16 protein-coding genes are annotated in these 20,854 nt (G+C 38.1%); 8 read left to right on the top strand and 8 right to left on the bottom strand.

Features of this window, described 5'->3' with window-relative positions; genetic code table 11:
* Positions 1–27: 27 nt before the first annotated feature.
* The 5 genes from IL355_RS00215 (at position 28) to IL355_RS00195 (ending at position 9,020) form a co-directional block, all read left to right on the top strand.
* Positions 28–615 (top strand): precorrin-2 dehydrogenase/sirohydrochlorin ferrochelatase family protein, encoded by a 588-nt coding sequence (locus tag IL355_RS00215; RefSeq protein WP_192460213.1) that lies wholly within the window; start codon positions 28–30, stop codon positions 613–615.
* Between the two features lie 596 nt (positions 616–1,211).
* A complete protein-coding gene (locus IL355_RS00210) occupies positions 1,212–4,376 on the top strand; it encodes a SusC/RagA family TonB-linked outer membrane protein (RefSeq protein WP_192460212.1) in 3,165 nt (1,054 codons plus the stop codon).
* A gap of 35 nt (positions 4,377–4,411) precedes the next feature.
* The gene (locus IL355_RS00205; protein ID WP_192460211.1) at positions 4,412–6,076 is read left to right on the top strand and encodes a RagB/SusD family nutrient uptake outer membrane protein; all 1,665 of its coding nucleotides are present in this window, start codon (positions 4,412–4,414) and stop codon (positions 6,074–6,076) included.
* Positions 6,077–6,232: 156 nt separating this feature from the next.
* On the top strand, positions 6,233–7,621 hold the full coding sequence (locus IL355_RS00200) for a 3-keto-disaccharide hydrolase (protein ID WP_192460210.1): 1,389 nt from the start codon (positions 6,233–6,235) through the stop codon (positions 7,619–7,621).
* A 55-nt stretch (positions 7,622–7,676) separates the two neighbouring features.
* Positions 7,677–9,020: a Gfo/Idh/MocA family protein gene (locus IL355_RS00195; RefSeq protein ID WP_192460209.1), complete on the top strand. Its 1,344-nt coding sequence runs from the start codon at positions 7,677–7,679 to the stop codon at positions 9,018–9,020.
* A gap of 43 nt (positions 9,021–9,063) precedes the next feature.
* On the opposite strand, the gene IL355_RS00190 is transcribed toward IL355_RS00195, so the two are convergent.
* The 8 genes from IL355_RS00190 to IL355_RS00160 form a co-directional block, all read right to left on the bottom strand.
* Positions 9,064–9,966, bottom strand: coding sequence for a GNAT family N-acetyltransferase (locus tag IL355_RS00190; RefSeq protein ID WP_192460208.1), 903 nt, complete (start codon positions 9,964–9,966; stop codon positions 9,064–9,066).
* Between the two features lie 98 nt (positions 9,967–10,064).
* Positions 10,065–11,024, bottom strand: coding sequence for a hypothetical protein (locus IL355_RS00185; RefSeq protein WP_192460207.1), 960 nt, complete (start codon positions 11,022–11,024; stop codon positions 10,065–10,067).
* A gap of 3 nt (positions 11,025–11,027) precedes the next feature.
* Positions 11,028–12,419: an MBOAT family O-acyltransferase gene (locus tag IL355_RS00180; RefSeq protein WP_317175462.1), complete on the bottom strand. Its 1,392-nt coding sequence runs from the start codon at positions 12,417–12,419 to the stop codon at positions 11,028–11,030.
* Positions 12,420–12,501: 82 nt separating this feature from the next.
* Positions 12,502–13,746: a GNAT family N-acetyltransferase gene (locus tag IL355_RS00175; protein WP_192460205.1), complete on the bottom strand. Its 1,245-nt coding sequence runs from the start codon at positions 13,744–13,746 to the stop codon at positions 12,502–12,504.
* Positions 13,739–14,803: a peptidoglycan bridge formation glycyltransferase FemA/FemB family protein gene (locus IL355_RS00170; RefSeq protein WP_192460204.1), complete on the bottom strand. Its 1,065-nt coding sequence runs from the start codon at positions 14,801–14,803 to the stop codon at positions 13,739–13,741. Before IL355_RS00170 ends, IL355_RS00175 begins: the two co-directional genes overlap by 8 nt.
* Positions 14,804–15,025: 222 nt before the next feature.
* A complete protein-coding gene (locus IL355_RS19295; protein WP_262892174.1) occupies positions 15,026–15,157 on the bottom strand; it encodes a hypothetical protein in 132 nt (43 codons plus the stop codon).
* Between the two features lie 114 nt (positions 15,158–15,271).
* Positions 15,272–16,612: a sugar porter family MFS transporter gene (locus IL355_RS00165; RefSeq protein WP_192460203.1), complete on the bottom strand. Its 1,341-nt coding sequence runs from the start codon at positions 16,610–16,612 to the stop codon at positions 15,272–15,274.
* 92 nt (positions 16,613–16,704) lie between these two features.
* Complete coding sequence (locus IL355_RS00160; RefSeq protein ID WP_192460202.1) at positions 16,705–17,946, bottom strand: 3-deoxy-D-manno-octulosonic acid transferase; 1,242 nt, start codon at positions 17,944–17,946, stop codon at positions 16,705–16,707.
* A gap of 91 nt (positions 17,947–18,037) precedes the next feature.
* On the opposite strand from IL355_RS00160, the gene IL355_RS00155 reads away from it, so the two are divergent.
* From IL355_RS00155 to IL355_RS00145, 3 genes are read left to right on the top strand one after another with little or no spacing between them, the layout of a single operon-like run.
* Positions 18,038–19,192 (top strand): DegT/DnrJ/EryC1/StrS family aminotransferase, encoded by a 1,155-nt coding sequence (locus tag IL355_RS00155; protein ID WP_192460201.1) that lies wholly within the window; start codon positions 18,038–18,040, stop codon positions 19,190–19,192.
* Positions 19,193–19,245: 53 nt separating this feature from the next.
* Positions 19,246–20,262: a UDP-glucose 4-epimerase GalE gene (gene galE, locus IL355_RS00150; RefSeq protein WP_192460200.1), complete on the top strand. Its 1,017-nt coding sequence runs from the start codon at positions 19,246–19,248 to the stop codon at positions 20,260–20,262.
* 51 nt (positions 20,263–20,313) lie between these two features.
* Positions 20,314–20,667, top strand: coding sequence for a hypothetical protein (locus tag IL355_RS00145; protein ID WP_192460199.1), 354 nt, complete (start codon positions 20,314–20,316; stop codon positions 20,665–20,667).
* The last annotated feature ends 187 nt before the right edge of the window (positions 20,668–20,854 follow it).

The raw sequence follows: 20,854 nt of genomic DNA, 5'->3' as shown, positions 1-20,854 counted from the left end.
ATTAGCATTGGTTATTAAATTCTATAAATGGAGCGCAATCCCTTATATCCCATATTTTTAAAGGTTTCTGAGTTGAACGTTTTGATTGTTGGCGGTGGCAATGTGGCATTGGAAAAATTGACTTTTCTTCTTAAGTCAAGCCCCGCTGCAAAGGTTGAAATGGTTTCCCCTATGTTTAGGGAGGAAACCGTTGAACATGCACGTAATTTTAACGTAACCATGCATAAGGCTTCTTATGACCCTTCTTTCCTTAAGAAAAAGCATATCGTGATTGCCACAACTGATGTGCCTATGGTTAATCAACAAGTGTTTCTGGATTGTAGGGAGAGAAGTATTTTGGTAAATGTAGCCGATAATCCACCCTTATGTGATTTTTACATGGGAGGTATTGTAACGAAAGGAAATGTGAAAGTGGCTATATCAACCAACGGAAAGTCGCCTACTACCGCAAAGCGACTTAGGCAGTTTTTTGAGGATGTATTACCGGACAATATTGATGATTTGGTAAAGAACCTCAATGAATACAGAAAAACCATCAAAGGTGATTTTGAACAGAAGGTCGAAACCTTGAATGAGTTTACCAAAGGATTGGTAAATAAAAAAGGTAATAGCTAGGACCTATTTGAATTATTGTAGTACTTTTCCTAATATCTTTCTTAGTTTTTATTCCTTCTACAAAAATTTCTTCTTTTGTTAGATTTCATGTATTTACGTAACCGATTGCGGTAATCGATTACATTTTTTTAACCAAAATTTTGAACCTTAATTTTCCTACAAAGTCTTTACTGTATGTGTTAAGGCCCTATTATTTGGGGTCTAACATATTTTTAACAAATCTGATTTTTGTAGGAAATTTGAGTTTCTTTAAAAAACAAGTGGATCGGTTTATTTTTAATAATAATTACGAACTCCATAAAATTATTTAATGAATAGCTTTAAATAGATAATTATTGACATTTATTTTTTGAAATTTAATTTGGTTAAGTGAATTCCTCAACCTATTTTCGTTCGTGAGCAGTGTAATTTTAACACAAATTTTAACAGTTGTGCAATCGATACACTTCTTAGGCAACCCAATTAAAAACTCAATTAATTAACTACTAAAACACAAGCTATGAAATGAAAAAAGTCACTGACGATTTCCAATTTATGAAATCAACTCTTCACAATCTGAACAATTAAGTAACTAACAATTTTTAACTAACTACAACATGAAAAACACTACACGTTTAGTGGGTACAAGTTTTGGCGTGTTCTATACTCAGTTTTTTAGGACACTACTCATGATTTTACTTGTTGTGCCTATTTTTGGTCATGCGCTTACAAACAAAAAAGCGGACCCAATTTTTAATTTAGAATTACCGGACCAATCAACAATTACGGGAACGGTAAAGGATACGAACGGTGTGCCACTTGCAGGAGCAAGTGTAGTAGTAAAAGGAACTACTCGCGGTACTACAACCGATTTTGACGGTAATTTCTCCATTCAGGCAGCAGGTAATGCTGTTTTAGGAGTTAGCTATATTGGCTATAAAACAGCCGAGATTTCGGTAAATAATCAATCAACTATCAATGTAACTCTGGAAGAAGATTCAGCCCTACTCGATGAGGTGGTTGTGGTTGGTTATGGTACCCAAAAGAAGGGTGAAGTAACCGCTGCAATAGCATCCGTAGATGCCGAACAAATTGGTATTGTACAAACTTCAAGTACAATAGATGCTGTTAAGGGACAGATTTCAGGGGTTGATATTCAGGCCGGGGGCGGTCGCCCAGGTCAAACGTCTACTGTACGTATTAGGGGAAGAAGATCGGTAACGGCTTCTAACGATCCTTTATATGTAGTTGATGGAATTCCATTGATCGATGGCTCTGAATCAATGTCAGATATTAACCCGCAAGACATTGCTTCTATGCAAGTTTTGAAAGATGCTGCTGCCACGGCCGTTTATGGTTCGAGAGGTGCTAACGGTGTTATATTGGTGACTACCAACCGTGGAAAGGTGGGTAAAACCCAGGTGAGGTATAGTAGCCAATACGGTATTACTTCCGCATCACGTCTTGTAGATATGATGAATGGTTCGGAGTATGCTGCGATGAAAAGAGAAGCGCGTAGAGAGAAGATTGTAGATGGAGAGAGGGTTGCGGCTTGGGATGGTGATATTCCAGTTGAAACTGATGTCTTCTTGGATCCAGTTGAACTGGAGTCGATAGACCAAGGGCGCTCCACCGATTATTTAGATTTGGTACTTGGCTCAGGTTATCAGACCAATCACCAATTAGGAGTTAGTGGAGGTTCAGAGAATACAACTTTCAACTCTTCTATAGGGTATTTCAAGGAGCAGGGAATTATTAGTAATATGGACTATGAGCGTTTCTCGGGAAGGTTGAATGTTGATCATCGTATCAATGACACCTTCAAGATTGGGGCGTCGTTTCTTATTGCGCACTCTATTCAGAACTGGGGCTCTAATGCTACGATGGGGGAAGCTTTGGCTAACAACCCTTTAGGTGTACCTTATGATGAAGAAGGTGAGTTGCGATTTTTGCCTACTAATGATGGTATACGTACCAATCCTTTAAATGAATTAGTTGATGGTGCGTTTATTGATGAAAGAAAATGGACCCGCATTTTTGCACCGATTTCATTGGATATTAATATTACCGAGGGGCTTCAATGGAAAACCCTTTTCGGTCCGGATATCCGTTTGGGTAGGCGAGGTCAGTTTAGAGGAAGTTTGACCAATGATAATCGCGGGGGGCCAGGTGATGCATCCGTTACTCATTCCGACAACTTTGCCTATACAATTGAGAACTTGTTGACTTTTGATAAAGAACTGTTTAGCGACCAAAACCTTAAGGTTACGTTGTTGCAGAGTATTCAAAGTTCGCGAACCGAGATTACCGATGCTTCTACATCGGGAATACCCTATGAGTCTCAAAAGTTTTACAACCTAGGTTCGGCCGCGAACAGAAATGTAGCTTCTAGATTGACAGAGTGGACGTTAGCTTCGTTCATGGGTAGATTGAACTATGATATTGATGGAAAGTATTTATTTCAAGCTTCGTTAAGGGCAGATGGATCTTCTCGATTGGCAGCCGGTAATAAATGGAATTACTTCCCAGGAGCATCTATTGGATGGCGTATGTCAGAAGAGCAGTTCTTGGCCGACACCTCCGTATCACAATTGATGTTAAGGGCTTCTTATGGGGAGGTAGGTAATACATCGGTCAATCCTTATCAAACAGCTGGTAGGTTAGGGGCAATTCCTTATGCATACGGCGAAGAGGGTGTGCTAGGTTTTGCTTTATCTGAAATACCTAATGCTGGTCTGGGATGGGAAGTTTCCAAAACAGTTGATGTTGGATTGGACTTTGGACTTTTCAATGGCCGTGTAAGCGGTACTTTAGATTGGTTTCGCACCAATACGGAAGATATTCTCTTGAATAGAAGTCTTCCTGCTACTTCAGGGTATGGAAGTATTCTTCAAAACATAGGGTCGACCCGTACTCAAGGACTTGAATTCGCCGTAAGTACCAAGATATTTGATAACCCAGATGCTTTTTCATGGAAATTGGACTTTAATATAGCCGGTTATCGTGAACAAATCACTGAGTTGGCCTTAAAGGATGAAAATGGTAACCCCATTGACGATGTCGGTAATTCTTGGTTTATTGGTGAGCCTATACAAGTTTTCTATGATTATAAGAAAATCGGTATTTACCAGTCTAACGAAGTAGACCTGGCTAACACTATGGAACAAAAGGTACCTGGAGAAATCAAACTTCAGGATACTAATAATAACGGTGTGATTGATCCCGGTGATAGACAAATTTTAGGTACTGACACTCCGGATTACTATGGGGGTCTAACGAATAGGTTTTCGTATAAAGGGCTGGAGTTGGGCTTGTTCTTTTACTTCCGTCAAGGTCAAACTATCCGATCTGGCTTCCATGCCGGTAACAACTCCCTGTTTGCAAGGTATAACAACTTAGATGTTGATTATTGGACGATTGATAATCCATCTAATGCGAACCCAAGACCTAATGAAAATCAGGAAAGCCCAAGAAACGGTTCGACCCTGACTTACTTTGATGGAAGTTTCATCAAGTTAAGAAACATATCACTTTCGTATGCTTTGCCTAACTCTATTACGGAAAAGTTGGGCATGGAAAGTTTGAAATTCACATTATCTGGGCAGAATCTTTGGTTCATTACCGATTATGAAACGTTTGACCCCGAAGTGGGAGAGACTGATGATAATGCAGGACCGTTCAGAATAGACCTTCCCGAGGAGCAAAATGGGGCCAGTGAATTAGGGTCTGGTATTGTTCCTAGTAATAAAATGTATTCCTTAACCCTAAGTGCTACATTTTAATAATGGACATCTTAAGAAAAAATAATATCGATATTATGAAAAGAACAATATATACAGTTTGGTTGCTCGCCATTGGGTTGGTAATCAACGGTTGTGACGATTATCTGGAAGAAGAGTTGGTTACAGATGTATCTGCTGCCTCTTATTATACCACAGAAGATGGTCTACAAGATGCAGTTACGGCTAATTACGGAATTTTAAAGGGCTTCTACGGTCAAGAAATGGGTGCTGCCATGACCACTTTTGGAACAGATATTTGGACCAATGGGGCAGATGGGGGCCATAAATACTTTAATTTTTATGATACCAGTTTGAACCCGGCCTCTTCCTATATAAGAGATGCATGGAACAATTGGTACAGGGGAGTGAACCAAGCAAATGGTGTAATCAACCGTTCTGCAGAAGTTGAAATGGACGAGGCTATAAAGACAACACTTTTGGCTGAAGTTCGTTTTTTGAGAGCGCTGTATTATTTTAACATAGTTACGACTTATGGTGATGCCCATATAAGCTTGGAAGAAACGATAGAGATAGAGATAGAGGCAAATAAAACATCGCAGTCTGAAATCTATGCCCAGGCAATTATTCCAGATTTAGAGTTTGCTATAGCCAATTTAGGTGAAGAGCCTTATAATGGAGACTACGGTAGAGCCACTAAGCCAGCCGCAGAGTTTTTGTTGGCAAAAGTGTTGCTCACCAGAAGTTATACCGATTTTGCAGAAGGTAATGATGCGTCAAGGGCAGAAACCTTGTTTAGCACCGTCATCAATGATTATGGTTTCGCACTTCTTGATGATTATGCCTCTTTGTGGGATATAGCCAATCAAGAAAATAGTGAGGTTGTTTATGCAATACCGAATTCAAAGGCTCAGGTTGATAGTGGTATTGACGGAAATGGTCATAGATGGCACCTTTATTTCTTGATGGAATATGATGTGCGTAGAGGTATGACTAGGGATATTGCCAATGGTAGACCTTGGAAGAGACACCGACCTACTGAGTTTATGTTGTCTTTGTGGGATAGGGATATTGATTCTAGATATGATAAATCCTTTAAACACGTGTTCTTTGCCAACAAAGATGAGCCGCCCACGGAAGCTACTGATTCCGAACCAGCTAGAGCTGCCTTGTCGGTAGGTGATACGGCCATTTTTATTCCAGGGCCGCAGCGAAATGATCTTTGGCCGCAATCTAGACAGGATCAAGTGCCTTACATGGTAATAACTGATGAAGAGTATTCTGAAAGGTTGTTTCCTCCAATGAATAAATGGATCGATCCAACACGTCCAGATCGTCAAAAAGAACAGGGTCAAAGAGACTTTATCCTTATGAGATTAGGTGACGCCTATTTACTGCGCGCGGAAGCTAGGTTGCAACAAAACAACGCCTCTGGAGCCGCAGCCGATATCAACGTTATTCGCACAAGGGCTGCTTGGCCGGGCCAAGAAGCAGCGCTTCAAGTTGCCGCTGGCGATGTTGACCTTGATTTTCTTTTAGATGAAAGGGCACGTGAACTAGCTGGTGAAGGTTATAGATGGTGGGATCTTACAAGAACCGGTACATTGGTCGATAGAGTTAAAGCGTATAACCCTCAAGGGGCGGCCAATATTCAAGATTATCATACGGTTAGGCCAATTCCTCAAGACCAGATTGATAGAACTTTGGGAGGATATCCTCAGAATCCTGGGTATCCCCAATAATTATGTTGTTTGAGTTAGTCAAAAGCCAGCGTTTTTACGCTGGCTTTTTAGTTGCTAACGTTGTATTTCACACATTTTTCTTAAAAAAGGTATAGCGGCAAAAAGCTATATAAAAATTCATATCTTGAAGCAAAATCCAAAATACATATTAAAAAAATGAATATAATTAAATCAAGCAGAGCAAAAATTGTGAATGGCTTGGCACTTACAGCATTGATTCTTTTAGGTTCATGTGGTGAAACGGCTAAAGATGACACCCCATGGATCGAGATTTTTGATGGGAAAACCTTCAATGGTTGGAGCCAGAAAGGAGGAAAAGCAAACTATGAAGTTCGTGACGGAATCATTGTAGGTAGTACGGTTCATGATACCCCTAATTCTTTCATGACTTCAGACAAAATGTATGGGGATTTTATTTTGGAACTTGACTACAAAGTAGATTCTACGATGAATTCGGGTATCCAAATAAGAAGTAATAGCTATCCGAAGTACATGAACGGTAGAGTTCATGGGTACCAGATTGAAATCGACCCTTCAGAAAGGGCTTGGAGTGCCGGAATCTATGATGAGGCCAGAAGAGGTTGGCTCAACCCAATGACCGATAACCCTGAAGCACAAAAGGCCTTTAAACAGAACGATTGGAATCATTATCGTATCGAAGCTATTGGAGATACCCTACAAACATGGATCAACGGTGTGCCGGCAGCCAATCTAATCGATGAGAAAACGGCTAGCGGATTTATTGGTCTTCAGGTGCATAGTATTCCAAAAGAAAATAAGGAGGGTACGGAAATTATGTGGAGAAATATAAAAATCCTAACGGATAGTCTTTCAAAGTATAATAGGCCGCATCCTGTAGCCCCAGTGGTAACTAAAAATAATCTTACAAAATCTGAAAAGGATAACGGTTGGGCAATGTTATGGGACGGTAAAACCACGGACGGATGGAGAGGTGCAAGATTGGATGAGTTTCCGGATCATGGGTGGGAAATTAAAGATGGTGTGTTAAGTGTTTTGTCTTCAGGAGGAGAAGAATCTGCTGCCGGAGGTGACATTGTTACCAAAGAATTGTATGGCGACTTTGAATTAAAGGTAGATTTTAAATTGACAGAAGGAGGTAATAGTGGTATTAAATATTATGTCAATACAGATATCAATAAGGGCCCGGGTTCATCCATTGGTCTGGAATACCAAATATTGGATGATGATAAACATCCCGATGCAAAAATGGGGAAAGATGGCAACAGAACAGTTTCTTCTCTGTATGACTTAATAACTGCAGCTGAGGATAAACCTATTAACCCCATTGGAGAATGGAATACAGCCCATATCATTTCAAAAGATAATCATGTAGAACATTGGTTAAATGGTGAAAAGGTGTTGGAATACGAACGTAAGAGCGAAGCTTACCGAAAACTTGTTGCAGAAAGCAAGTATGAAAAATGGCCCAATTTTGGGGAGGCGGATAAAGGGCATATCTTACTTCAAGATCATGGAGATTTGGTCTTTTTCAAAAATATTAAAATTAAGGATCTAAGTAAGTAATCCGCTATTTAGGTTCGTATTACGTATATATCAAACTAAACTTAAACTAAAGAATATGAGTTCGGATAGAAGAAACTTTATCAAAAAAGCCTCCGTGGGTGCCGCAGGTTTGGCGTTTGGCGGCAGTATGAATGCGATGTCACCCTTGGGGTATTCCAGAATTTTAGGGGCAAACGATAAAATAAATTGCGCTATCATTGGGGTGCGTAGCAGGGCAAAAGCACATATCAAAGCTATTCATACCGATTCGAATGCCAAAATTATCTATAGTTGCGATGTAGATGATAAGATTATTGAAGAGCATAATGAATGGTGTAAAAAGAATATAGGATATGTCCCAAAGGTCGAAAAAGACTTTAGAAAAGTTTTGGAAGACAAAAAGGTAGATGCCGTTTTTATTGCGACACCTGAACATTGGCATGCACCAATGGCCATTTTGGCCCTTCAGGCAGGTAAACACGTGTACGTTGAAAAGCCATGTAGCCATAACCCTTATGAGAATACTTTACTGGTAGAGGCACAAAAGAAATATGGTAAGAAGGTGCAAATGGGTAACCAGCAACGATCGTCCAAATCTTCGGCGCTGGCAGTAAAAGAGATCAAAGAGGGTATTATCGGAGAAGTCTTTAAGGGTGAAGCCTATTATTCCAACAACAGAGATTCTATAGGAACGGGTAAAAATGTTCCTGTTCCCTCAACCTTAGATTGGGAAATGTGGCAAGGACCTGCCGTAAGGGAAGATTTTAGGGATAATATTCATCCGTATAATTGGCACTGGTTCAAAAATTGGGGAACCGGGGAAGTTCATAACAATGGTACCCATGAAATTGATATTTGTAGATGGGCATTAGGGGTTGATTTACCCGATAGTGTAACTTCCTATGGCGGAAAATACGCATATGATGACGATTGGGAATTTGTAGATAACCAGCAGGTTACTTATAAGTTCGGGGATGATAAATTTATCACCTGGACGGGTCATAGTAGGGGTCTTATTATGCCTAATCAACCGGGTAGAGGCATTACCATTTATGGTAGCAAAGGTATTATCACCCTTAGTAGGGGAGGTTACCAACTATATGATTTGGGAGGAAACCAAATTAAAGATGTAAAGGAAGATGGGGACCAAAGTACCGGAACCAATACTAGGGGAGAAGGTGTTTTAGATGTCAACCACGTAAGCAATTTCTTTGCGGGAATTCGTGAGGATAAATCATTGAACTCGGACATTAAAGATGCCAGCATTACCACCATGCTTTGCCATTTGGGCAATATGGCTCAAGATGCCGGGGAAACCATAAAGATTGATACAACCACTGGTAAAGTCTTGAATAATGATAAAGTGATGAAAGACTGGTGGAAAAGGGAGTACGCCCCAGGTTGGGAGCCAAAACTATAAGCAATTGATTGTAATCGAAGCCTCTGATTTTTCAGGGGCTTTTTTATGCTGAAGAAGCACCTTTCAAGCGGTACCTCAGTTTATCAAGTCGAAAGCGCTTACCTAAGATATCTTTATCTCTTAGGTATTGTTTTAATCTAAGTTTATAGGCAGTTGTTATCATTTTACTCCATGAAATCAGATTATTTTTTTTATAAAACAGATGAAAGTATAGATGATAAGGGTAGTTGCACCATTTGATTTTATAATCCGTAGTTCCCATTGATAAATCGATGGTCTTAATACCCAGCCTAAAAAATAGTTCCAGCCTTTTTAACATGCTTATATCGCCCATGTTGTAGTCAGAATATGCAATATCATAGGTTTGAACATAACTGAAAACGGTATCCTCTAAATGAAAGTGAAGGGCAATGTTTATGGGTTGTTCCTTATCATAAATCACAAAAAGAGAGGCTCTTTTTTTAAGTAAAAGGGGGTATACTAATTCTTGATAATAATGCCAATTATGTAAGTTGTTGTTGTGTACTCTTTTTTCGTCGAACCTCTTTTCAAGAAGAGCTGCGAATTGAGAAAAGAGCTTATCGTAGGCGGCTCTTTCCATTTTGCCATAAAAGAAACAGTACTCGATGTTGTGATCAGCTTCCAGTCTTTTCTTTTTTGACCGAAGCTTTTTTCTATTGCGTGCACTTAACTGTTTCAAAAGATAATCGTCAACACTTTTAGAACCTGTAAGATTTATTAAGAAACCTTTATATTGGCGTATTTTTCTTCGGGAAATATTCTTGCTAAGGGGGGCTTCAGGCACATCTATATACTCGGGAATATCCCAAACTGTGACGAGTTTTATATTCTTAAAATCTGCTTGATTGATTGTGATGGGCAAAGATTTGTTGGTCAATTTATTTTTTATGGGGGCTTTGTACATTGGAGGTACGGTACCCTTCATAAAAAGATCAAAAACAAACCGATATTTTACTTCAATTGCCAATTTTGTATATAAATTGAATTTTTCTTCATTTTAATTCAGTTAAAAAGGAAAAGTTATCATGGATTTTCCTTAATGTAATTTGCTATAGTTTTCGCAATCAGCTCCCTGCCATGTTCATTCCAATGATGGTCGTAAATTAAGGTGGTCGATTTTTTTGATGCCTTAAAATTGGGTGCAAAATCTAATACCTCAATATTTTCGGCTTTACAGTATCTTAAAAAGCTATCGGCTGTCTTTCTTGAGTCAAGTAGAATAACTGTTTTTTCTTTGTCAAAACCGTAAAGAGTGACCAGGCTTTTGAAATTGTTAAGTCGTTTTAATTCTTGTGCGTCTATCTCTTCTTGCGACAGCTTTACCTCGTTTTCTTGATAGCCATTTTGGGGCTCCCTAAAAGCTTTGCCTTGAGCAAGTCTTTTGAAAGGTTCTAGAATGCCAATTTTTGAACCGTAGGCCAAAAGTTTGATGTTATCACGAATCTTGAAAAGTGTGGAATTCAGCATTTTGATCCTTGCATAATTAGGGCTGTACTCGCCCCTAGAAAGGTCGCTTTCATAATTAAGGTAGATGACTATCTTATCAATCAATTCAAATTGTTCTTTATAAGCGTGTATCAAATGCACTTGATTTGCCAAGTCATAGCCCGCATAACCATATTCATATACGCTAATATCTTTGGTTTGTTCTTCGACTTTCTCGCCGGTAGAAATGTAGTAATCTTGATGAAAGCCTTCTATGAATGAATCTCCTATTAAAGCCACTTCATAATCTTGAGCGGTGGGGTTGAATTCATTTTTGGAGTTAAAGCCTTCTTCATTGATCCTGAACTCTGAAAAATTCTGATTTCTATTTCCGGTCACAGCGTATCCTGAACTACCGGGCACACGCTTCTCTACACCATCCTCATCAATGTATCTCGGTGGGTCTTCGGTGTATAGGTGTAAAAGCCTTACAAATCCTTCTAAGGTCAGTAAAATCAGAAATACGTATACCAAGCATTTTAATATAAACTTCTTCATCCCTTAGAATTGGAAATAAATAAACGATCTATTGACACCATCATCATAGAATAACAACATAAGTAATATGAGAACAGAGTATACAAAAAACCTCACATATCTAGATTTAAATTTGAACGGGTTTCGCTCGTCTTTTCTAATTAGATATTCATAAAAGGTAAATAGGGCTATCAAAACATAAAAATCAATCATTCGGTAACCCATCGGATGAACGTAGGGCGCGTAACTGAAATCTTCGATAATTTTATTGATGTAGGCAAAAGAATCGGTTAGGGTGGGAGACCTAAAAAAGATTCTGGAGAAAGTGACCAAAGCAAAGGTCAATAATACCTGACCAATTTCCTTTAGGGATGGTAACCAACTATTTTCTGCAATTACATTGTCGGCATAGATTCGGTTTCTGCCCATCAAGAATACGGGAATATAAAAAAGCGCATGCAACGCTCCCCAGAAAATAAAGGTCCAATTCGCACCATGCCAAAAACCACTAACCACGAAAATTATGGTAATATTTCTTATGGATAAAAGTTTACCGACCCTATTACCACCCAAGGGAATATAAAGATAGTGCCTGAACCATGTCGATAGCGAGATATGCCAACGTTGCCAATACTCGGCTACGTTACGTGAGAAATTGGGAAATTTAAAGTTAGACATTAATTCAACCCCCAATAACTTTGCTGTTCCTAGGGCAATGTCCGTATAACCGCTAAAATCGCCATACACCTGAAAGCTAAAAAGGCAAACACCTAGTATAAGTGTAGATGCAGGATAATCACTATAGTTTTGAAAAATATCATCGACAATGGGAGCCAAAGCATCGGCAATCACCAGTTTTTTGAAGAAACCCCAAAGCATAAGTTTAATCCCGCTAGAGGCCTGGTCAAAATTGAAAACTCTTTTATTCGAAATCTGGTGTAACAAATTGGAAGCTCTTTCTATGGGCCCGGCAACTAGCTGTGGAAAAAATGCAACAAAGGCTGTAAAAGCTACAAGGTCATTAGTGGGTTTCAACTTTTTAAAATAGATGTCAAATGAATACGACATTGTTTGGAAGGTATAAAACGAAATACCTACAGGTAAAATGACCCTTAGCGTCCATGTACTTTTCATTTCGTACCCAAAAATCGACCACATATCGATGAAAGAGTCGACAAAAAAGTTGAAGTATTTGAAAAAACCTAATAGCCCTAGATTGAAGGCCATGCTAACCCAGAGCCAATATTTTGCTTTCCCTGAATCTTGCTGCTTATATATTTGTTGGCCTACAAAGAAGTCTACTAATGTGCTCATTAAAATGAGTAGAAGAAAACGCCAATCCCACCAGCCGTAAAAAATATAACTGGCAATGATGATCAGAATGTTCTGGGCTTTTAGGTTTTTGTGAAAAACCATCCAGTACAAAATGAAGATCAAGGGTAGAAATAGTAAAAATTCTAAGGAGTTAAATAACAAGTATCGTGGTTTTAATTGATTTCTAGTGAATATTGATTTTTACCCCAATTTGCCTTTGGTTTCCTATGAGCAAATAGTCAATTTCCTTCTGGTCGCTCTTATAGATTCTAAGATTTTTCATACACTCATTATTTAGATATAGAAAGTCAAAAGCAATTGTTTTAAGGTGTTTGTTCACTAATTTCTTAGGGTTTAACTCTTCTAAATGGTCCGGTATAATTTCTGATTCCAGGTTTGAAAATGAATAATCCAATGTTTTCTCTTTTTCCTTCTTATTCTTTTTTAAAAGGTAAGTGAGTTTATGCAATCTTTCATTTAGTTTTCTGTCTCTTAATTGCTGTTTCAGCTCATAAAATTGCTTTATACAATTGGCAGTCATTTTAGATTTGATAGAATCTCTGTCATAATAGATATGATATTCAAAGTCATATTTTTGAGTGGCCCAACGCGTTTTATATTCATAATGACCTTTTGAGAAATCAAAAATCTTAAAATGGTGTTCCCATCCCCATTCTAGAATTTTCATTATGGTCACTGACCCTAAATGAAACTTGGCATAATCAATATCAAAAACTGTTATGGCATCGAAAATAATAGTGTCAGAAAAATAATTAAGAGTAATCCCAATAGGGTTTTCCTCATCATAGATAACAAAAAGGCCTGCTTTTTTCTCTAGGAGTAAAGGGTAGACTACCTCTTTGTAAAAGTTCCATTCTTTTGGGTCCAAATTATTATTATACACCTCCTTATCATCAAAACGCTTTTCCAAAAGATTTTTGAACGTATCAAAAATTTTCTCATAAGCTTCGATTTCCACAGTCCCCCATATCATTTGATATCTTATATCAAAGCATTCCTCCAATCTCTTTTTGTATTTATTAAGCTTGTAGCGGCTACTTTTGCTAAAAGTCTTTTGTAAGTACTCCTGGTAGTTGGCAAATGCGGTAAGCTCAATTAAATAACCGGGGTATTGTTTAGTGCTTAGAAATCCAATTTTTTTAGATTCTGCTGTTTCATTGTTAAAATAGGAAGGTATATCATAAAGGAGATATGTACCGTTAATTTCCATCTTTTCGGGCTTGCTCTTTTGATAGCCAATCCCTTTTGTAAGTGTGCTACCTATGTTTTGCTTAACCGGTAGTTTCGCATGCTTTATAAATTTAACCGGATTTATAAAGTTTGGTGCTTCAATTTCTTGGGATTCGCCAAAATGCTTCATCCAAACGCCTGAGAACTCCTTGGATAAAAATGGATTATTTTCAACCATTGGTCAAAGAATTTTTTTTAGGGATAATTCTGTATGCAGGGAAAAACTCCAGTTCTTCATCCGTCATGGAACTACTCACTCTTTTAAGCTCTTTTTCAATTAGGTAGTCATATATTTCTTGGTTAACAATATATTTCCATAGTTTAAAGGGAACTAGGTCTTTACTGAAGCTTGATTTAAAGGACAAAAGTGAGTCTTCTCTGTTGGCTCTTCCTCCTCCTAGATTAAAATATTTGAAGCCCATCTCATTAGCTCTTAGTCGCATTTCGTCTATTATTAGTTTGATACCTCCTAGGTCTAAATATTCCGTTTTCGCTCCAGACAAATGATATTGCACGATATCATCGGTTAGAATAAAAATGGCCCCGGCAATTATTTCATCGGTCTCATCGATTTTACAAAGTAACAACTCGGTTTCGTACTCAGAACTTAGCAAAAGTTTGTAAAAATACCGCTCATCGAAAAAGTAACTCTCATTGGCGTTCACGCGGTCCATGTTTTCATGATAAATCTTAATAAATTCTTGAATGTCATCCTCGGTAGTGCCCTTATATACAGAACAGGTCTTTCGAGCCTTGTTCAAATACGTTTTTAACCGACTACCATAATTTTGCCTTTGAATATCGATGGGTTGGGTGAGGTCAATATTGACCACAAGCCCCGGATTGGTTATTTCGCCCAACCCCTTTAAAACTTGATCTTGGTAATCTATAAATGGATGTAGTCTAGAGAATATGGATACGATATTTTCACTAATAAGAAATTTTTGAAATTCAATTTTAAATTTTGAATTATCATATTCCGTTTTGAATTTGTAAACTAACGGTCCGGCATATCCATAAACTGAGGTGGCATCTCTGTAATTGGTTCCTTTTATATTTCTTATTAAAAGGGGTAAGGCTACAAGACCATTAGCGTCTTCATAAGAAAACAGAATAGGCTGTTCCTCCTGTTTTTTAGATAATTCATGATAGCTATACGTGTGGTAAAAATCATGATGGGGAAAAGTGTTTATGCATTTTTTCCACTCTTGTTTATTAGTTATAGTCTGAATCATTACGTTATTAATTTTCCTAAAAAGGAATATCAAAGTTAAGCCTTGTACATAAAAGAAATCTTAAATGTTACAACGATATAAAACACGTTTTAGTTAAAATTTTGGACAAAATTTTAAATTGTTCGGTGACTGAATGGTCATTAACAAAATAGCCCCATTTATGGGGCTATTTAATTTTATTTACTAAGTTAAAGTTTTTAATCCTTTTGATTTAAAAAGGAGTTACTCGAAAAGTCCAATCTTATCTAAAATAAGCATTACGGGGACTGCTGCCAAAACGAGGACGAGGCAGCCTACCATTATCCGTAAAAATAGATTGAGCATTTTAACGCCTACGGGTAGTTCTTGTTCCATTTTCTTAACGTTTACTTAAAGTTAAGAAAAATAATGCTACCATTCTGTTATTTAATAAGTTATTTTGGTAAGGCCTTTCTTGGTATATGCTATATTCTTGAATTTAATCTTGAGTTATTTGCTAAGTTTTTTGCTTAATTCCTCTAAAGAGACTCCTTTTGTCTCAGGCATCATGAATAGGACAAAAAGCAACTGCAAAAACATCATTCCGGCAAAAAATAGGAATATGGGCCAAGGATTATCTTTAAATATGCCGCTTTCGCTATCCAGAAAAATAGGGGTTATTAATGTGATTAGGGCAGCAAAAACCCAATGTGTTCCTGTGCCCCAAGATTGTCCGAATGCTCGTACCTTATTGGGGAAAATTTCGGATATAAATACCCAAATTACGGCACCTTGGCCAACTGCGTGAGATGCGATAAAAATAAGGATGAATGTAAGTAGTAGGGTTGAACTGGCGCCACTGAAAAAACACCAGGCAACCATACCCAAGCTTATGATGTAGCCCACAGAGCCAATTTTCATCAATTGTCTTCTGCCCAATTTGTCAATTAACCATACACCTACAAATGTGAAAATGAGATTTACAACGCCTATGGATATGGAACTAAATAAGGACTCCTGGGCTGCCAACCCTGCCCTTTCCAATATTTCCGGTGCATAGTAAAGTACAAAGTTGATACCGGATAGTTGATTGAAAAATGCAATCAAAAAAGCAAGAATCAACGGTGTTTTATACCTCCCTGAAAATAATCCTTCGGTTTTTTGGGATGTGGGCGAAAACGATTTTATTTCCTCTATTTTGGATGTCGCTTCCTCCTCCGTAACAAGAAGTCTCAACGTTTTAAGGGCTCCTTCAAAATCATTTCTTTTTAAAATCAACCATCTAGGGCTATTTGGTATGCTAAAAACCATTAAAGTGTATATGATTGCGGGAATCGCTTCCACGCCCAACATCCACCTCCAGTCATTGGCGCCATCAAATCCTTTCAATAGAAAATTGGATATAAAGGCGATTAAAATACCCAATACCAGATTAAATTGGTAAAGCGCACCTAGTTGGCCTCTATTGTTGGGAGAGGAAATTTCTGAAATGTAAATAGGTGCCGCAACGGATGATGCTCCTACGCCTAAACCACCTATAAACCTAAAAAAGGAAAAAGTGTACGGGTCAGGAGCCATGGCCGAACCTAGAGCGGAAACTGCATACAAAATACCAATCCAAAAGAGGGTTTTTTTACGTCCAAATCTATCGCATGGTATGCCTCCAAACAATGACCCAATAACGGTACCCCAAAGTGCCATGGACATGATAAAGGTTCCATGGAACCAGGGAGAGGTGTTCCATAATTCTTTAATAGGTAGGTTGGCACCACTTATAACTACGGTGTCGAAGCCAAATAGAAAACCGGACAAAGCCGCAGTGAGGGATATTTTAAAAAGCTTGGAATTCATGGAGTAGTTCTGTTGATTGAGATAAAACTAACAAAAATTTAATTGGTAAAAATATAATTCAACTTTGGTGGGGATAAAAGAACAGAATAAGTCTACTTAGTTAGAATAGTATCTATTTTTTGAATGATTTGTGAACTGGCACCTTTGTTTTTACTAATGTAATTTGCGTTAATCTTTCCTGTTCGCTCTCTGAATTCGGTGTTTTCCGTAAGTTTTTTCATGGTCTCCCCAAATGTCCATTGGTCGGTTATGCTCAGTATTCCTTTGGAGGCGACCAAGTCTTCCGCTTCATTGAAACCTTTAAATTTGGGGCCTATAATTACAGGAATCCCAAAAACTGCTGGCTCCAACGTATTGTGAAGTCCGGTCGCAAAGCCACCTCCCACGTAGGCGATTTCGGCATAACTGTAAATTTTGGTCAACAAACCAATATGGTCAATGATAAGTACATCATGCTCCCCAATGGTGTTACTGTTCATCTTGGAATATAGCATGGTCTTTTTAGATATGGCACCTGCGAGTCCGTGAATTTTATCGCTCTTTATGGTATGTGGGGCAAGTACAAACTTGATGTTTTTTGTAGAATTGTTAATGTAATCTACTAGGATATTTTCGTCTTCCGGCCAAGTGCTTCCGGCAACGAAGCAAAGCCTTTCTTTTTTAAAGGCCTCCATGAAATCCAATTGGTTGTCTCTTTCCAAAATTTTTGAAACCCTATCAAGTCGGGTATCACCACTAACCGTTGTATTATTTATTCCTATGCCATTTAACAATAGCTGGGAAGTATTGTCCTGAACAAATATGTGGTCAAATTTTTTAAGGGCCAACCGCATAAATTTTCCGTACGGCTTAAAGTAAATTTTATTCTCATTAAAAATAGCTGAGACAAGTAGTATTGGAATCTTTCTTTTTGATAATTCGGATAAGTAATTGGGCCAAACCTCATATTTTACAAAAAGGGCCAGTACAGGATTGACCTTATCTATAAAGTCTTGGGCATTTTTTTTGGTGTCAATAGGTAAATAGCAAACGGCATCGGCTATTTTGGTGTTCTTTTTTACCTCATATCCTGAGGGAGAAAAAAACGTAACTAAAATTTTGTGTTGGGGGTATTTGATTTTTAGTTGTTCGATGATGGGAAGCCCCTGTTCAAATTCGCCTAATGAGGCAACGTGCACCCAGATGGCACCTTCGTTTGGAGAAAGCTTGTCTTTTAATATAGAAAGAGTTTGTTTTCTGCCCTCAACAAAGAGGTTGATTTTAGTATTAAAAAGGGCCACTAGTCTTAGTATGAACCAAGACACTTGGGCAGTAACATTATAGATAAAATGCACGCTTCTTTATTTTGGGCTAAATTACGGTACTTGGGAGAAATAGTTAGTTTTCCGTTTCGTATTTTTGTGCTTGCAAAGTAATAAATTGTAGATGAAAAAGATTCAAATGGTCGATTTGGGCGGCCAATATGAAGGTATCAAGGAACAGGTCAATGATGCTATAAGTGAAATTTTGGAAACCTCTGCCTTTATCAATGGTCCGCAGGTACATTCTTTTTCTCGTGAACTGGAATCCTATTTGGGTGTAAAGCATGTTATACCTTGTGCCAATGGCACGGATGCATTGCAAATAGCAATGATGGGGCTTGGCTTAAAGCCCGGAGATGAGGTGATTACGGCAGATTTCACATTTGCGGCAACCGTGGAGGTTATAGCGTTATTACAGCTTACACCTGTTTTGGTAGACGTATATCCGGATAGTTTTAATATTGATTTGGAAGCATTGGAGAAAGCTATTACTCCTAAAACCAAGGCTATTGTTCCTGTTCATTTATTTGGACAATGTGCAAATATGGGGGCTATTATGAGGTTGGCCAACAAACATAATCTGTTTGTGATAGAAGATAATGCCCAGGCTATTGGGGCAGATTATATTTTTGAAGATGGAAGTAGTCAAAAGGCCGGTACCATTGGGCACGTAGGAGCTACGTCTTTTTTTCCTTCCAAAAACCTAGGAGCTTACGGTGATGGCGGCGCTATTTTTACAAATGACGACAAACTTGCACATACGCTAAGAGGTATAGTTAATCATGGTATGTATGAAAGATATCATCATGATGTTGTGGGTGTAAACTCTAGGCTAGACTCTATTCAAGCAGCTGTATTAAGAGCGAAGCTTCCTCTTTTAAATGAGTACTGCGATAGAAGAAGAGCTACTGCGGCCAAATATAACTTGGCCTTTGAAAATAGCGAGCATATAATCGTTCCTGCCATTACTTCAAGCTGCAATTGCGATTTACAATTATGTAAATGTCATGTTTTCCATCAATATACCTTGAAAATAACAAACGGTAAACGGGATGGTTTGGTGCAACACTTAACAGAAAAGGGCATTCCTTTCGGAATTTATTATCCTATTCCACTACATCAGCAAAAAGCATATCTGGACGATAGATATAAGGAGGAGGATTTTAAAGTAACCAATAAGCTGGTGAAAGAGGTGATTTCTTTGCCCATGCATACGGAGCTGGACGATGAGCAGATAGCGTTTATTGCAAAGTCGGTTATTGAATATGTAGAGGCGTAACTTGACAACAATCTAGGAAACTATTCCAAATACCAATCAATAAAAAAGTCCATATGAAAATATTAGTTACCGGAGGCCTGGGTTTTATTGGGTCACATACGGTGGTGGAATTACAAAATGAAGGGTTCGAAGTTGTTATCATAGATGACTGTTCCAATTCATCGGAAAAGGTTTTAGACGGAATTAAGGCCATTACAGGTAAATTACCTCTCTTTGAAAAAATAGATTTAAAAGAGAAAAATAAGGTCGAGGACTTTTTTAAAAGGCACGATGATGTTCAAGGGGTAATTCATTTTGCGGCTTCCAAGGCGGTAGGTGAAAGTGTGGAAAAACCTCTGTTGTATTATGAGAACAATATTGGAACGTTGGTCTACCTTTTAAAGGAACTTGCTGAAAAGGATACTGCCAACTTTATTTTCAGTTCCTCATGTACGGTTTATGGTCAGGCAGATGTTATGCCCATAACAGAGAACGCTCCTGTAAAGCCGGCAGAATCCCCATATGGTAACACCAAACAAATTGGCGAAGAGATTATAAGTGAAACTTGCCGTGTAACGCCGTCACTCAAGGCTATAGCATTACGCTATTTTAATCCAATGGGGGCGCATCCTAGCACAGAAATTGGAGAGCTGCCTATTGGGGTTCCTCAAAATTTGGTGCCATTTATAACACAAACAGGTGTTGGTATGAGGGAAGAATTATCAGTTTTTGGCGATGATTACCCTACGGAGGATGGTACTTGTGTCAGGGATTATATCTACGTGGTAGATTTGGCAAAGGCCCACGTTCAAGCTCTGAAGAGATTGTTGGAAGGTAAAAACGCCGATAGTTATGAAGTGTTCAATCTGGGAACGGGTAAAGGGAGTTCCGTTTTGGAAGTAATCAATAGTTTTGAACGGGTTTCTGGTGAAAAGTTGAACTATAAGATTGTAGACCGTAGGGCCGGAGATATTACCGAAGCTTATGCAGATACCACTAAAGCAAATCAAGTTCTGGGTTGGAAAGCACAATACACATTGGATGAAGCAATGAAATCTGCTTGGGACTGGGAACGTAAGATCAGGGGTTGAGGTTTCTATTTATAAATGCAACCAATTCTACTATTCAATCGTAAATAAGGTATGAATTCCGATTATGCTAACGGTTTGGATGTGCTTGAAGATGCGGTAAAGAATACCTTGTACCCTAATCTTGTTCTTCAATTAAAGAAGGATTTTGTTTTGGCCAATATCGATTTTGAGATATCCGATGGAATTGTGCCCAACAAACTTTTTCAAAAATTAAAGGAAAAAGTCTATTACCTCATTATGGAAAAATTTGGGGAATATCTTAACCTTTTATATGTAGTTGATGTTCCAGAACGTCTTTTTAAGCAAATACAGGTGACGGATGTGGTAGAGGTTGCGGATCAGGTATCCGGTTTAATACTTAAAAGAGAATTTCAAAAAGTATTTCTCAAAAAGAAATATGGCTGAATTGGCTTGATAAGTGTTTGGCTCTACAAGGACTAAACGAAGTTATTGCAGCTAATTTTTTTAGGTTTTAAACAATCCGGACAATTTTTGATCGTTATCTTTGAATTTTTATTATCAAGACATTAGATGTCCCAGAAATATGGGAATTATTGTATTTTTGTAGGAACTTATCTTCGTTTTTGTATAG

Source organism: Euzebyella saccharophila (genome assembly GCF_014855495.1).
In the GTDB taxonomy this organism is placed as follows: domain Bacteria; phylum Bacteroidota; class Bacteroidia; order Flavobacteriales; family Flavobacteriaceae; genus Euzebyella; species Euzebyella saccharophila.
Note: the sequence above shows the minus strand (reverse complement) of the source record. Positions and strands in the feature narration are given on the sequence as shown.

Coding starts and splice junctions, on each gene's coding strand:
- IL355_RS00215 (WP_192460213.1), top strand. CDS start 28: ATGGAGCGCAATCCCTTATATCCCATATTTTTAAAGGTTTCTGAGTTG.
- IL355_RS00210 (WP_192460212.1), top strand. CDS start 1,212: ATGAAAAACACTACACGTTTAGTGGGTACAAGTTTTGGCGTGTTCTAT.
- IL355_RS00205 (WP_192460211.1), top strand. CDS start 4,412: ATGAAAAGAACAATATATACAGTTTGGTTGCTCGCCATTGGGTTGGTA.
- IL355_RS00200 (WP_192460210.1), top strand. CDS start 6,233: ATGAATATAATTAAATCAAGCAGAGCAAAAATTGTGAATGGCTTGGCA.
- IL355_RS00195 (WP_192460209.1), top strand. CDS start 7,677: ATGAGTTCGGATAGAAGAAACTTTATCAAAAAAGCCTCCGTGGGTGCC.
- IL355_RS00190 (WP_192460208.1), bottom strand. CDS start 9,966: ATGAAGGGTACCGTACCTCCAATGTACAAAGCCCCCATAAAAAATAAA.
- IL355_RS00185 (WP_192460207.1), bottom strand. CDS start 11,024: ATGAAGAAGTTTATATTAAAATGCTTGGTATACGTATTTCTGATTTTA.
- IL355_RS00180 (WP_317175462.1), bottom strand. CDS start 12,419: ATGGTTTTTCACAAAAACCTAAAAGCCCAGAACATTCTGATCATCATT.
- IL355_RS00175 (WP_192460205.1), bottom strand. CDS start 13,746: ATGGTTGAAAATAATCCATTTTTATCCAAGGAGTTCTCAGGCGTTTGG.
- IL355_RS00170 (WP_192460204.1), bottom strand. CDS start 14,803: ATGATTCAGACTATAACTAATAAACAAGAGTGGAAAAAATGCATAAAC.
- IL355_RS19295 (WP_262892174.1), bottom strand. CDS start 15,157: ATGGAACAAGAACTACCCGTAGGCGTTAAAATGCTCAATCTATTTTTA.
- IL355_RS00165 (WP_192460203.1), bottom strand. CDS start 16,612: ATGAATTCCAAGCTTTTTAAAATATCCCTCACTGCGGCTTTGTCCGGT.
- IL355_RS00155 (WP_192460201.1), top strand. CDS start 18,038: ATGAAAAAGATTCAAATGGTCGATTTGGGCGGCCAATATGAAGGTATC.
- galE (WP_192460200.1), top strand. CDS start 19,246: ATGAAAATATTAGTTACCGGAGGCCTGGGTTTTATTGGGTCACATACG.
- IL355_RS00145 (WP_192460199.1), top strand. CDS start 20,314: ATGAATTCCGATTATGCTAACGGTTTGGATGTGCTTGAAGATGCGGTA.